Raw genomic sequence first — 12847 nt, forward strand, 5'->3', positions numbered from 1 at the left:
TAAACACCAACAAGCTCAACCGCCCCTGCACCAGAGAGGGCGAATCGGTCGGCCAGCCGTCAGGCCTTGATATCGAAAAGCACGCTGTTGGCATCCTGCAGGCTGCGGGCCAGCTCCAGCGCGGTTTCCGAGGGGATCTGGCGAATCACTTCACCGCTGTCGCGGGCGACCACCTTGACGACCCAAGTGCCGGTGGAATCATCCACCGAAAATTCCAGGTTGCGCTGCAACGACTGGACGAAATCCTGTATTTCCTTCACGGCCGAATGTAGCTCGGCCTCGTTACCGGGGACTGTAGCGTCTTGTAGCTGCGATGCATCGCGGACCTGCCCGAATGCCTTAAGTGCCGCATCATCCTTGTGCACGTTGCCGGCTACCGACGACAACGGATACGACGGGCTCGACTTTACGCTTATGTCCATCGTGCATCACCTCTGAAAGTAAAAAGCGAGAGAGTGCGCAGGCACCCTCTCGCTGATTGCATCACGCTATTACTGAAGCAGTTTCAGTACGGCGGATGGCAGTTGGTTGGCCTGGGCCAGAACTGCGGTCGAAGCTTGCTGCAGGGTTTGCTGCTTGGTCAGCTGAGCGGTTTCTGCGGCGAAGTCGGTGTCTTGAACACGGCCCATGGCGGCAGCCGAGTTCTCGTTCATGCTTTGCAGGTTGTTGATGGTCGACTGGAAGCGGTTCTGGATGGCACCCAGGTCCGACTTGGTGTCGTTCACGGTCTGCAGAGCGGTGTCGATTGCGTCGATAGCAGCGTCAGCCGAGGTGTGGACGGCGGCATCGGTAGTACCCGAGATCGCCAGGGTACCGGTGCCAACACCCAGGGTCGAAGCTGCGAACGAGGTGCTCAGGGAAACGGTCAGGGTCTGGCTGGAGCCAGTCATCGCGCCAACCTGGAACTCCATGTCGCCAGCCGAACCGTCCAGCAGTTGCTTGCTGGTGCCGTAGGTGGTGGACGAAGCGATACGGGTGATTTCGTCGGACTTGGCAGCGAACTCTTTGTTCAGAGCAGCACGTTCAGTGGTGCCGTTCGAGTCGTTTCGAGCTTGCAGAGCCAGCTCACGCATACGCTGCAGGATGTTGGTGATTTCCGACAGAGCGCCTTCAGCGGTCTGGGTGATCGAGTTACCGTCGTTGGCGTTCTTGATGGCAACGGTGGTACCGGTGACCATGGTCTGCAGCTTGGTGGCGATCTGCTGGCCGGCGGCGTCGTCCTTGGCGCTGTTGATGCGCAGGCCCGAGGACAGACGGGTCATCGAAGTGCCCAGAGCGTCGGAAGCTTTGTTCAGGTTCTTCTGCACGCCCAGCGAAGTGGTGTTGGTGTTTACGGTTAATGCCATGACGAATTCCTCGTTGGATGGATACTACGGCTTCCGGCCCTGGCATCCGCCGGGTGTGGCCTAGAGAACCTTCGTAATGGTTATCGTCGGGTTTGCAAGTTGCTTTAGGGGTTTTCCAAAAAAAAATGCCATCACGGCGCCACCCCTTGCAATCCGGGCCTTGCAGCCCAGCCCTGCGGTGGGGCGACCGCAGGAAGAATGTGACGCAGGTCACATTTCAGTGCGAGGGGGCCTGCTCGATCAGGTGGCGCAGTTCGTATTCGAGGTAGTCGGCCAGCGCCAGCCAGTCCTGGCGTTGCTGCGCATCGAACATGGCCTGCACAACCACCGCACCCGCCCGGGAATCGAACAAAGGCAGTACCTGATCGAACAGATCAACCATACGCAGCGCCCCCTCCACATCCCGTCCAAGTCGGAACAGCGCGGCGCATTCACGGGCAGCGGTACAGTAACTGGCGGCATTCATGGGCAGAAATCCGGGTCGTAGGCGGTACCGGCTATCAGTGCGCCGGCCCGACTGGTGTTGTAGAACCTCACCTGGGGATGCTGCGCGATGAACCGCTCCAGCTCGACCAGGTAGCCGCGGAAGTTCAGCTGGGTACGCACCCGCTGGCCATGGCCATCCAGCACCCAGTGACGGGACGCCGAAATGGCCGGGCCGAGCACACCATCGCCCCAGCCGGTATGGGTGCGGTCGCCAGGGAAGGCGAAATCTGCGCCGAACAAGGTAATGCTGCTCGCCCCCATCTTCACCGCCAGGTCCGTGGCCGGGTGAATCACACTGCCGCCCACGAACAGTTCGGCGCGCGGTATCGCTTCACGCACCCGGGCATACAGCGCACTGCTGGAGTAGGCGCTGTAGCGCGGTCCGCGCCAGTTGCCGAGCAGCTCGACATCCAGCATCGGCATGTACACCAGGGTGGTTGCCGCCGAGTCGTCCGGCGGCAAGTGATGGATGCGGATCTTGTGGTCGACGCTGACCACGATGTCCGGCTGGATGCCGGCGCGCAGCAGTGGCAGGTATGCGGTATCGACGCAGATGAACAGCGGCCGCTCGGCCTGCGCACGCACCCTTGCCAGGGCCGGCAGGTGCGCGGCCAGGCTCGGCCCTGTGGCGATCACGTAGCAGTCACGCCCCGCCTGGGTCGCGAACAGCGCTGCCACATCAGGGTCCTGACGCAGCAGCGGCAAGCTGTCTTCAAGCAGTTGCTGAAGGCGCGGATCAGCCACATCGAAGGCGCGGTTGTTGTCTGCCAGGTGCGCCTCGCTGATCAGCCGATCGCGAATCTTCGCATTGTAGTCATCGGCCAGCACCAACTCGGAGGGCAAGGCGAAGAACGGCAGGGCAATTTCCAGGCTGTCACCCGCGTAGGTCAACTCGACCCGGGGGTCGGCCAGCCAGTCGGACTGATCGAGCAATTGCAGCACCAGGTGAAACAAGGCGCCATTTAGCAGGTGCAGCTGCAGCCGGTCGAGCTCTGGCCGCTCCAGCAGTACGCGCTGCAGATCACCCAGGCCAGCGCCATAGAGATGCACGGTGGAACTGCCTGCCGGCAGGCTTTGCGCCTGCAGGCGCGCTTCTGCCAACCGGTCGTGACGGCTGGTGAGCTGGATGCCGGATACGCTCAGGGTAGACCCCAGGCCCTCCACCAGCTCGACCTCGAGGGCCTCGCCTGCCTCAACCAGCAGGCGCTCCAGCAGCGCCGGCCAGCGGCGCTGCAGTACTTCAGCGTTACGCTGGAAAAACTCGCTCATGGGTTGAGCTTCCCTTACCTGCGAAACACCGAAGGGTAACCTAATGGCGGCGGTTATTCAGCCTTGTACAGAATCGCCGAACCCCACGACAGGCCGACCCCGAAGCCGCTGATGGCCACACGCTTCCAGTTACCGTCGAACATATGCTTCTGCAACAGCAGCGGAACGCTGGAGGATACGGTGTTACCAGTCTCCAGCATGTCCTTGACGAATTTGTCGGCCTGGGACTTTTCCGGGTCTTCCTCGAAGCGCCGGGCCACGGCATCGACGATCGCCGCACTACCCTGGTGGATGCAGAAAGCGTCGATATCCTTGTTCTCCAGGCCCGACTCGCCCAGCAGCTCGTGCAGGTGAGCCGGCACCTTGATCAGGGCGAAGTTGAACACCTGACGACCGTTCATGTAGAACTCGCCATCGGTCACTTTCAGGTGCGGTGCACCGGCGCCGTCGGTGCCGAACTTCGACTTGCCCAGCTGCCAGGTGGCATCCTCACCCATCCAGGTGGCGGTAGCGGCGTCGCCGAACAGCATGGTGGTATTGCGGTCTTCCGGGTTGACGATCTTCGAATACGGGTCGGCGGTCACCAGCAGGCCGTTCTTCAGGCCCGTGGCCTCCATGAAGCCCTTGAGCGCATAGATGCCATAGACGTAGCCGGAGCAACCCAGGGAAATGTCGAAGGCCGCAACATGGGTCGGCAGGCCGAGCTTGTGCTGGACGATGGCAGCGGTGTGCGGCAAGCCTTCCTCGTCGCCATTCTGGGTAACGACGATCAGCGCATCGATCGACTCACGCTTGAGTTGCGGGTTGGCGGCGAACAAGTTGTTGACCGCCTCCACGCACAGATCGGAAGTTTCCTGCTCGTCGTCCTTGCGTGGCAGGAAGCTCGCGCCGATCTTGCCGAACATGAACTCTTCGTCCTTGCCGAATTTCGCGCCTTGCACATAGTTGTCCAGGCCGGAAGCGGGCACATAGCTCGCGATGCTTTTAATGCCGATCATCATGGCTTCCCAAAAAATAACAGCTCAATACCGCCGCCCGGATGACTCGAGCAGCGCCAGAATAACGGGGCCTGCCGCCGGGTGGATCGGGCAGCAGGCGGGGCAGGCAAGCGACGATTGGCACGCCGGCCCCATTTACGGTTACAGAGGGAGATGCCCGCTCTGACCGATAGGTCACGAATATTTCCAGACAATCGCACATTTTGCCCAGGTGCGTCACCTCGACATTGTGCTAGCGGGCTCACCTGCCCTGGGGAACATGCCCCGATCGGGGCGCGCTTCAGTCGAGCAGCGACCAGTCCAGTGCCGTGCCACGCTTGAGCGCCTGCCGGGCCTTGCGCCCAAGCACCGCGTCCAGATGCCCTGGCGCCAGCCCCAGGCCTGGGCGGATGGCGCGCACATTGCTGCGGTCGAAGACCTCGCCTGCGGCCATGTCCCGCACCACATACAGCGAGCGCCGGAAGCGCCGCGAAGCCTGCTCGGCCTGGGTCGCGCCATAGTACACCCGCCCCAGCGCCTGCCAGCCGCGCTCGGTTTCCTGCACCAGCGCGGCCATTTCCGTGGGCTCCAGGGAGAACGCCGCATCCACGCCACCCTCGCTGCGGTCGAGTGTGAAGTGCTTTTCCACCACCGTGGCGCCCAAGGCCACCGCCGCCACGGCCACGCCGACACCCAGCGAGTGATCCGACAGCCCGACCTGGCAGCCGAACAGCTCGCGCATGTGCGGAATGGTCAGCACGTTGCTGTTGTGCGGGCTCGCCGGGTAGGTGCTGGTGCACTTGAGCAGCACCAGGTCGCGACACCCCGCCTCCCGCGCCACCTGAACGGTACGCTCGAGCTCCGCCAGGCTGGCCATGCCAGTGGAGATGATCAACGGCTTGCCAGTGGCCGCCACCTTGCGGATCAGCGGCAGGTCGGTGTTCTCGAAACTGGCGATCTTGTAGGCCGGAACGTCCAGGCTTTCCAGGAAGTCCACCGAGGTTTCGTCGAACGGCGTGGAAAATGCCAGCATGCCCAGCTCACGGGCACGTTCGAAGATTGGCCGATGCCATTCCCATGGGGTATGGGCCTTCTGGTAAAGCGCGTAAAGCGACGAACCCTGCCAGAGGCTGCCCGGGTCGGCGATGAAGAACTCGCCATGGGCCAGGTCCAGGGTCATGGTGTCGGCGGTGTAGGTCTGCAGCTTCAGTGCATGGGCACCAGCAGCAGCGGCCGCCTCGACGATCTCCAGGGCGCGTGCCAGCGACTGGTTGTGATTGCCGCTCATCTCCGCAATCACCAGCGGTGGCTGGTCCGCGCCGACAAGGCGGTGGCCGATGTTGAAACTGTGCATGGGCTACTCCTGGAAAACCCGCTCGAACGAGCACGGCGACTGCACGAAGCCGGCACCCGCGAATAATTGCAATGACGCCTGATTGTCTGGCAGCACCTGGGCCTCGATCGCCTCCAGGTCCGGCCATCGTTCACGTGCGCAGGCCTCGCCACGGGTGAGCAGCACCCTGCCCCAGCCCAGGCCGAAACGCCCCGCAAAGAGGTACAGCGACACCCGTGCACGCCGGCCCGGCAGGCGGTCGTAGCGCACGCTGCCGACCGGCCCGTCGGTGGTTTCGGCGATCAGCAGCAGGCGCTGCCGGTCGGCCAAGGTCGCGGCCAGCCAGGCTTGATGATCGGGCCAGTGCAACGCTTGCCCCTGCTGCGAACGGCGCCGTACCTCAGGTGCGTCGCGCCCGTCGAACAACAGCCGCGCGTCTTCACTACGGGCCGGGCGCAGCACCAGCTGCTCGCCCAGCAAGGCTACCGCCACCCGCTGCGCACCGCGGCCATCGACCAGGGTACGACTGCGTTCGGCGAAGCACTGGCGCAGCGCCTGGTTGCCCAGCAGCAAGGCAATCGCCTGGCGCAGCGCCGCCACGTCGACCTGCCCAGCCTCGCCCAGATAAAGGTGCATGCCCGCCCGCGCCATGGCCTCGGCACCGGTGCGCTGGTTGTCCGCCACGCTGACGCACAGGCTCGGCAAACCCAGCGCGGCGCGCTCCCAGGTGGTGCCGCCAGCAGCGCCGATGAACAGGTGCGCCGCAGCCATCCGTGCCGGCAGGTCATCGACAAAGTCATGCAGCTCCCAGCCTGGCTGCCCGGCGCACAATTGGCGCAACAGCTCGCCATGGGCATGATTGAGCCCGGCGACGCAGGTCACCTGCAGCCCTTCCAGCCCGGCCAGCGCTTGCAACGTCCGCGGTAGCATGTCAGCCACGTCGAAACCACCGAAGCTGACCAACACCCGTCGTGCCTGCTGTGGCGGTGAACCCACCGCCCTCTGGAACTCGGGCCGAACCAGTGCATATCGAGGCCCCAGCAAACGCCGGCATGTCGGTGCAAGCAAGGGCGCGTAGCGCGCCTCGCTGGCGCCGAAATTCTGATCCAGCAGCAGGTCGGCCGCATGATCGCGGTCGGCCAGGTCATCGATGACCGCGATTCGCCGGGCGAAGACCCGGGCAGCCTGCTCCCAGCGCGCGTCCAGGGCGTAATGATCGACGATCAACCAGTCAAACCCGGCATTTGCCGGCAACACGGCGCGCAGCGCAGCGATGTCCGCCGCCCAGCCTTCGATGCCCGGCGCATGCTCGGGCTGCGGCCAGGCAAAGACCTCGAAGCCCTCCTGCTCGATGGCAGCTCGGCGGTGGCCGTCCAGCAGGCAACAGGCAAAACTGACCTGCGCCCCCTGTGCACGCAACGCCTGGGCCAGCGTCAGGCAACGCGCCGTGTGGCCGATACCGATGGATGAAGACGCGTCAGCCCGCAACAGCACCTTCATGATTCCAGCTCTCCTCCTGCCTTGAGCGCTGCGTACAGGTACTGCGCGCGCAACCAGTCGTCCTCGCTATCGATGTCCTGCACCAGATGCCGGGGAAGGATCACTGGCAAGCTGCGCTCGGAATACAGGACCTCGTTCTGCAACCAGGCCTCCACCCGCCCCCAGTAGAACTGGCCGGCATCCTGGTAGGCCGGCGCCAGGTCCTGCGACCGGGTCTCGCGATACTGCGGATTCAGGGGCACCAGCGCGCCCTCGGCATCCAGCGTCAGCGCCCGCTGGACAGGGAAGCCGAAACCGCTGACCGAGAAGGCGAAAGCACGCTCAGGGTGCTGCCGCAGCAGTGCCAGCCCCTCGTGCAGGAAGCGCTGCTGCAGGAAAGGCGCAGTGGCATAGATGCAACAGGCATGGGTCAGCACCTGGCCCTGGCGGGTCAGCACCTCCAGGGCATGGCTGATCACCGCGTGGGTGGTCGCATGGTCGTCAGCCAGGTGCGCGGGGCGGCGAAACGGCACCTGCGCGCCATGCTCCCGCGCCACCGCCTCGATTTCCGGATCGTCGGTGCTGACCACCACCTGATCGAACAAGCCACTGGCAAGTGCCACGCGAATCGAATGGGCGATGATCGGCAGCCCCGCAAACGCCTTGAGGTTCTTGCGCGGGATCCGCTTGCTACCACCGCGGGCTGGAATGATCGCGACGTTGCGTTCCATGCGCTCAGTCATGCGTGCCGCTCCAGCAAGCCGCGCAGGGTGTCGATCACATGATCCTGCTGCGCCTCGCTCAGGTCCGGATACAAGGGCAGGCTCAGGGCTTGTGCGTAATAGCCCTCGGCCTGGGGAAAGTCCCCAGGCTTGAAACCCAGTTCGCGGTAATACGGCTGCAGGTGAATCGGGATGTAATGAAGATTGACCCCAATCCCCGCAGCCCGCATCCCATCGAAGATCTCCCGCTGCGAACGCTGTATGCGATCACCCTTCAGGCGCACTACGAACAGATGCCAGGCGGATTCGGCTTGCACTTGGGGCTGCTGGACCGTGACCGGCAAGTGCGCCAGCAAGCGCTGGTAGCGGGCTGCCAGCTCGCGACGGCGGGAGAGAAACGCATCCAGCCGGGTCAGCTGGGAAAGCCCCAGGGCTGCCTGCAGGTCGGTGATACGGTAATTGAGCCCCAGCTCGAGCTGCTGGTAGTACCAGGCGCCATGGCTCGCTTCGGTCATCTGGCCGGGGTCACGGGTGATGCCGTGGCTGCGCAGCAGACGCAAGCGCCGGTCAAGGTCGGCCCGATTGCTGAGGACCATGCCGCCTTCGCCGGTGGTAATGATCTTCACCGGGTGGAAACTGAACACTGTCATATCGGCGAATTCACCGCAGCCGACCGGGTTGCCGGCATAGCGTGCACCGACCGCGTGAGCCGCATCCTCGATCAGCGTGAAGCCATATTGCCGGGCCAGCGCCGCGATCGCCCGCATGTCGGCGCTCTGACCGGCGAATGCCACAGCGACCACCACCTTGGGCAGGCGCCCTTGGCGGGCGGCCTCGGCAAGCTTCAGTGCGAGCGCGGCGGGATCGAGGGTCCAGGAATGCGGGTCGATGTCGACGAAGTCCACGTTGGCCCCGCAATAGCGCCCGCAGTTCGCCGAAGCGACGAAACTGATCGGGCTGGTCCACAGCCAGTCCCCACTGCCCAGGCCTGCGGCAAGGCAGGCCAGGTGCAGGCCGGCGGTGGCGTTGCACACAGCCACCGCATGACCAGCGCCGCAACGCTGGGCTATGGCCTGTTCGAAGCGTTCGATCAGCGGCCCCTGGGTCAACCAGTCGGACTGCAGCACCTCGACCACTGCGGCGATGTCAGACGCATCGATGTTCTGTCGCCCGTAGGGAATCACGCCGGCAGCCCTGGGTGCAGGTCGGCCAGCTGTTGCGCAGTGAGGAAGGCAGGATTGGTGTCGGAACGGTACTCGAAGTCCTCGGCAACCCAGCGACCGGCTTCACCGATGCGATCGACCGCAAAATCGACATCCGTGTGGTTGAAACGGATCGATGGAACGATGGTGAAATGATCGCCAAACTCCAGGGTCATGCGCGCATCATCCAGCGGGATCATCAACTCGTGCAGCTTTTCCCCCGGGCGGATGCCCACCACTTTTTGCGGCAAGTGCCCGGCCATGCCACTGGCGAGGTCGACAATGCGGATGGACGGGATCTTCGGTACGAAGACTTCGCCACCGTGCATGCGGGCAAAACTGTCGAGTACAAACTGCACGCCATGCTCGAGGGTAATCCAGAACCGCGTCATGCGCGGGTCGGTGATCGGCAGCTCGCCGGCGCCCTCTTCGATAAGGCGCTTGAAGAATGGCACCACCGAGCCCCTGGAGCCTGCGACGTTGCCATAGCGCACCACGGCAAAGCGGGTTTCCTGCTGCCCGGCGAAGTTGTTCGCGGCCACGAACAGCTTGTCCGACAGCAGCTTGGTCGCGCCATACAGGTTGATCGGGCTGGCCGCCTTGTCGGTGGACAGCGCCACGACCTTCTGCACGCCGTTCTCGATCGCAGCGGCGATGATGTTCTCGGCGCCGTTGACGTTGGTGCGGATACATTCGGTGGGGTTGTACTCGGCAGCGGGCACATGCTTGAGCGCTGCGGCATGGACGACATAGTCGATACCGCGCATGGCCTGACGCACGCGCTCGGCATCACGCACATCGCCGAGGAAGTAGCGCATGCACGGCGCATTGAAGCGCTGCTGCATTTCGTACTGCTTCAACTCGTCACGGGAGAACACCACAACTCGCCGCGGCCGGTAGAGCTGGAGCAGCCGCTCGATGAAACGGCGCCCGAACGACCCGGTTCCTCCGGAGATGAAAATGGACTTGTCGTCGAACATACGTCGATCCTAGGAGCGGCGCCATCGACTGGCGATGGCGCCCGGTTGCAGGGTCAGGCGGGCGCGCAGCCTACAAATTTCTGACTCGCGCGCGCTGTATCCCACCCCGAAGCAAGATACAGGCCAGCCCCGCAACCCGTCGCGTCAGCCGATCAGCCCAACCCAGTCCAGCGCCGCCTTGCCAGGGGCCAGCTCCTGGGTAGCGCCCGACCACTGCGCCGACCATTTGGCGCGCAGGGCCGCCAGCGCCGCCGGGTCCGTAGCGACCCCACCAGCGTGAATCACCTGCACCTGCGGGGTCCAGACCGTCAACAGGCCGGCTGCGGCTGCTTTCAGGCAAAGGTCGACATCGCCAAAGGCCTGGGCGAAGGTGGTTTCGTCCAGGCCACCCAGGGCCTGAAACACTTCGCGGCGGACCATCAGGCAGCTTGCCGAGACCGCCGGGCGGTTCTGCTCGACGGCCAGGCTGTTCAGGTAACCCGGCGCATTGGCCGCCTCACCGGCGCATGCCGGCAAAACGCCGACGTCGGCATCCAGCAGCAAGCCGGCCTGGGTTAGCTTGCCGCCAGCATCCAGCAGCTTGCCACCGACCACGCCTACCTCGGGGCGCTGCGCCTGGTTCAGCAGCGCCTCGATCCAGTTGGCATTGACCACTTCGGCATCCGCCGCCAGCAACACCAGGTAGTCGCCCTTGGCCTCGCCACTGGCAGCATTGCACAGCGCCGCCGGGCTGAGGCGCTCGGCGCTTTGCAGCACACGCACCTTGCCGCCCACCTGCTGCTGTTGCGCCAGCCATTCGAGCAGCTGCGGCGACTGGCTGGCGTTGTCGGCGATCAGCACCTCGTAGCGGGCATAGCGGGTGCGCTGCAGGATGCTCTTCAGGCAGCGCTGCAGCTCGTCCAGATTGTCCTGGCTGCGCAGCAGAATGCTCACCAGCGGTCGCTCGACATGCCGATAGTCGATACGCAAGGTGCCCGCCAGGGGCGCACTGACCTGGGCTTTGTAACCGCGGGTCGCCAAGTGCCGGACCAAGGCCTGGCGAGCGTGTTGGTTGTCCGAGGCCTGGGGCGCCGGGGTAATCAGCAACGGTTCGTCAAGGTGGGCCAGGCCGTTGAGGCCGCCACGTTCGATCAGGCGCAACAGCAGGTCGAATTCCAGAGCATCGCCGTACTGCTTGTCGAAGCCGCCGGCCTCCACCAACACCTCACGGCGCAGCAACCAATGGCGCGCCATCAGCCCCGGGTTGGTCTGCAGCAAGTCCAGGTTGACGCCTGGGCGCAGCAGTTCACGCCAGGTGCCATCGGCCTGCTGCTGAATCTCGTCGACCGCGACCGCACGGCACTCCGGCGCGTTGAGCAGTTCAAGGCTGGCACGCAACAGGCCGGTGGCGGTGAACCGGTCACCGGCTTCGGCCAGCAGCAGCCACTCGCAGGCTGTCTGCCGGGCGATCTGGTTGATCCGCTCGACGTAGTCCTCACGGCTGACCTTGATGAAATGCAGGGTGTTGTGCAGCGAGGTTGCCATCGGCGGCTCGCCAGTTGTGAACACCATGATGCGGAACGCCTTGCCCAGGCCGCCCACCAGGCTGTCGAACGTATCCTGCAGCGCGACCTGGTTGTTGGCCAGGTCCAGCAGCAGGATGCCGAACTGCGGCCCGCCCTGGTGCAGCGCCAGGTGCTCGGCGATTGCGCCTTGCGCCACCGCGTCGGGCTTGCGTGCCTCCAGCCAGGCAAGCAGGCGCCCCGAACGCATGCTGCCAAGCAGTTCGCGGCCGCTCTGATGCGGTACACCTTCGAGGCGCGCCAGCCAGGCGAACATCGCCTCGCTGTCCTTGGCCTCCCCTCTGACGCGCGACTGCTCGGCGAGGCCGCGTACCACCTCACGGTTGAAGCCGTTGCACTTCAACGCATCCCACAGGCGGGACCAGACAGTCCCCGGAGTGTCGTTCGCCTGCGCCTGCAACAGTTGCTCCTGGCGCAGCAGCAACGGCTCCAGCTGCTGCAACTGCAGGCGCCCGGCCGGCATGGCATGGATCAGGAATTCGAACGAAGTCAGCAGGTCGAAGAACGCCTGGTTATAGAACGGCATTTCGACGTACTGGAACCGCTCGAAGGTGCGCACCGGTGGTTTCAGCGGATCGAGCCAGCTCGACACCCAGAGCTGCTCCAGGGTCAGCGCCCGCCCCGTGAGCAAACCCTCGGCCATCGCGGCGAAACTGTCCAGGGCCAACTGGCGCCGCTGCCCATGGTCCAGTCCCTCGATGGCGCTCGGCAGGCCGGCGAGGAAGTCGGCGAAGCGCTCGCGATCGGCCACCGACCTGGCGTCGGTGAAGGCCAGCACATTAAACACCTCGGTCTGGTGTTCGGACACGCCGTAGTTGGTCTCGCGCACCACATAGGGGATCGGCAGGATGCGCGCCTTGGCGTTACTCAGCAGGAAATACACATGGCCGACTTCCTGCCATTCGAAGCAGGTACCCTCGGGCAGCAATTCGAACCACTGGCGCAGCAACGCGGTGCGGGTGACGGCGAAGAACGGCGGGATGAACTCCTCCATGTACTCCATCAGACGCTGCTCGGCGCGCGGGGCGTTGTAGTCCTCGCGGACTTTCTTGTTGCGCCGGTAGTACCTGACCTGGGTGGCTTCAGCCAGGTAGTTCAGGCAATAGCCGTGGCACATGCCGTAATCGGGGTTGGCGTCGAGGAAGTCCAGCGACTGGTTCAGCCCGTCGAACAGCAGGAAGTCGTCATCGGCGGCGAAGGCCATGAACGGCGTGCTCACCCGGTTCACGCCATAGGTCAGCTTGGCCTGGAAGCCCAGATAGGAATACTGTGGCAAATGCAGGTACTCGACGCCCGGGTACCCGGCAGCCATCGCCTCGGCCGATTCGGTCGAGGAATCCAGCACGAGGATCGAGCACGGGTAGTCGCTGTAGTACTGCAGCGTGCGCTGCAGGAACGCTGGCCGGTTGTGCGTCGTCAGTACCAACGTGAACCGCTCACGCAACGTGGCTGCCTGGTCTGCCGAGAAATTGCCTTGCATAGTCTTCACCA

11 protein-coding genes are annotated in these 12847 nt (G+C 64.3%); all 11 read right to left on the reverse strand.

Annotated elements, in window-relative coordinates:
* Positions 1–59: 59 nt before the first annotated feature.
* The 11 genes from ACIPZ5_RS25815 to ACIPZ5_RS25865 all read right to left on the reverse strand — a co-directional run bounded on the left by ACIPZ5_RS25815 (position 60) and on the right by ACIPZ5_RS25865 (position 12836).
* On the reverse strand, positions 60–422 hold the full coding sequence (locus tag ACIPZ5_RS25815; protein WP_343596104.1) for a flagellar protein FlaG: 363 nt from the start codon (positions 420–422) through the stop codon (positions 60–62).
* A 69-nt stretch (positions 423–491) separates the two neighbouring features.
* Entirely contained in the window at positions 492–1346 is an 855-nt protein-coding gene (locus tag ACIPZ5_RS25820) for a flagellin domain-containing protein (RefSeq protein WP_343596106.1), read from the reverse strand.
* A 217-nt stretch (positions 1347–1563) separates the two neighbouring features.
* Entirely contained in the window at positions 1564–1812 is a 249-nt protein-coding gene (locus ACIPZ5_RS25825) for a hypothetical protein (protein ID WP_400811337.1), read from the reverse strand.
* A complete protein-coding gene (locus tag ACIPZ5_RS25830; protein WP_400811339.1) occupies positions 1809–3101 on the reverse strand; it encodes a motility associated factor glycosyltransferase family protein in 1293 nt (430 codons plus the stop codon). The genes ACIPZ5_RS25825 and ACIPZ5_RS25830 overlap by 4 nt, the downstream gene beginning before the upstream one ends.
* Positions 3102–3154: 53 nt before the next feature.
* A complete protein-coding gene (locus tag ACIPZ5_RS25835) occupies positions 3155–4099 on the reverse strand; it encodes a ketoacyl-ACP synthase III (protein ID WP_400811341.1) in 945 nt (314 codons plus the stop codon).
* Between the two features lie 280 nt (positions 4100–4379).
* Positions 4380–5432 carry a pseudaminic acid synthase gene (pseI, locus tag ACIPZ5_RS25840; RefSeq protein WP_343596112.1) on the reverse strand — a complete coding sequence of 351 codons (1053 nt, stop codon included), beginning with the start codon at positions 5430–5432 and terminating at the stop codon, positions 4380–4382.
* 3 nt (positions 5433–5435) lie between these two features.
* Positions 5436–6911 carry a UDP-2,4-diacetamido-2,4,6-trideoxy-beta-L-altropyranose hydrolase gene (gene pseG, locus ACIPZ5_RS25845; protein WP_400811342.1) on the reverse strand — a complete coding sequence of 492 codons (1476 nt, stop codon included), beginning with the start codon at positions 6909–6911 and terminating at the stop codon, positions 5436–5438.
* Positions 6908–7633 (reverse strand): pseudaminic acid cytidylyltransferase, encoded by a 726-nt coding sequence (gene pseF / locus ACIPZ5_RS25850; RefSeq protein ID WP_400811343.1) that lies wholly within the window; start codon positions 7631–7633, stop codon positions 6908–6910. The genes pseG and pseF overlap by 4 nt, the downstream gene beginning before the upstream one ends.
* The gene (gene pseC / locus ACIPZ5_RS25855; RefSeq protein ID WP_343596118.1) at positions 7630–8796 is read right to left on the reverse strand and encodes a UDP-4-amino-4,6-dideoxy-N-acetyl-beta-L-altrosamine transaminase; all 1167 of its coding nucleotides are present in this window, start codon (positions 8794–8796) and stop codon (positions 7630–7632) included. The genes pseF and pseC overlap by 4 nt, the downstream gene beginning before the upstream one ends.
* The gene (gene pseB, locus ACIPZ5_RS25860; RefSeq protein ID WP_254484273.1) at positions 8793–9794 is read right to left on the reverse strand and encodes a UDP-N-acetylglucosamine 4,6-dehydratase (inverting); all 1002 of its coding nucleotides are present in this window, start codon (positions 9792–9794) and stop codon (positions 8793–8795) included. The genes pseC and pseB overlap by 4 nt, the downstream gene beginning before the upstream one ends.
* Before the next feature lie 144 nt (positions 9795–9938).
* Positions 9939–12836 (reverse strand): TIGR00180 family glycosyltransferase, encoded by a 2898-nt coding sequence (locus ACIPZ5_RS25865; protein ID WP_400811345.1) that lies wholly within the window; start codon positions 12834–12836, stop codon positions 9939–9941.
* Positions 12837–12847 lie beyond the last annotated feature (11 nt).

Source organism: Pseudomonas sp. NPDC089428, assembly GCF_044749325.1.
In the GTDB taxonomy this organism is placed as follows: domain Bacteria; phylum Pseudomonadota; class Gammaproteobacteria; order Pseudomonadales; family Pseudomonadaceae; genus Aquipseudomonas.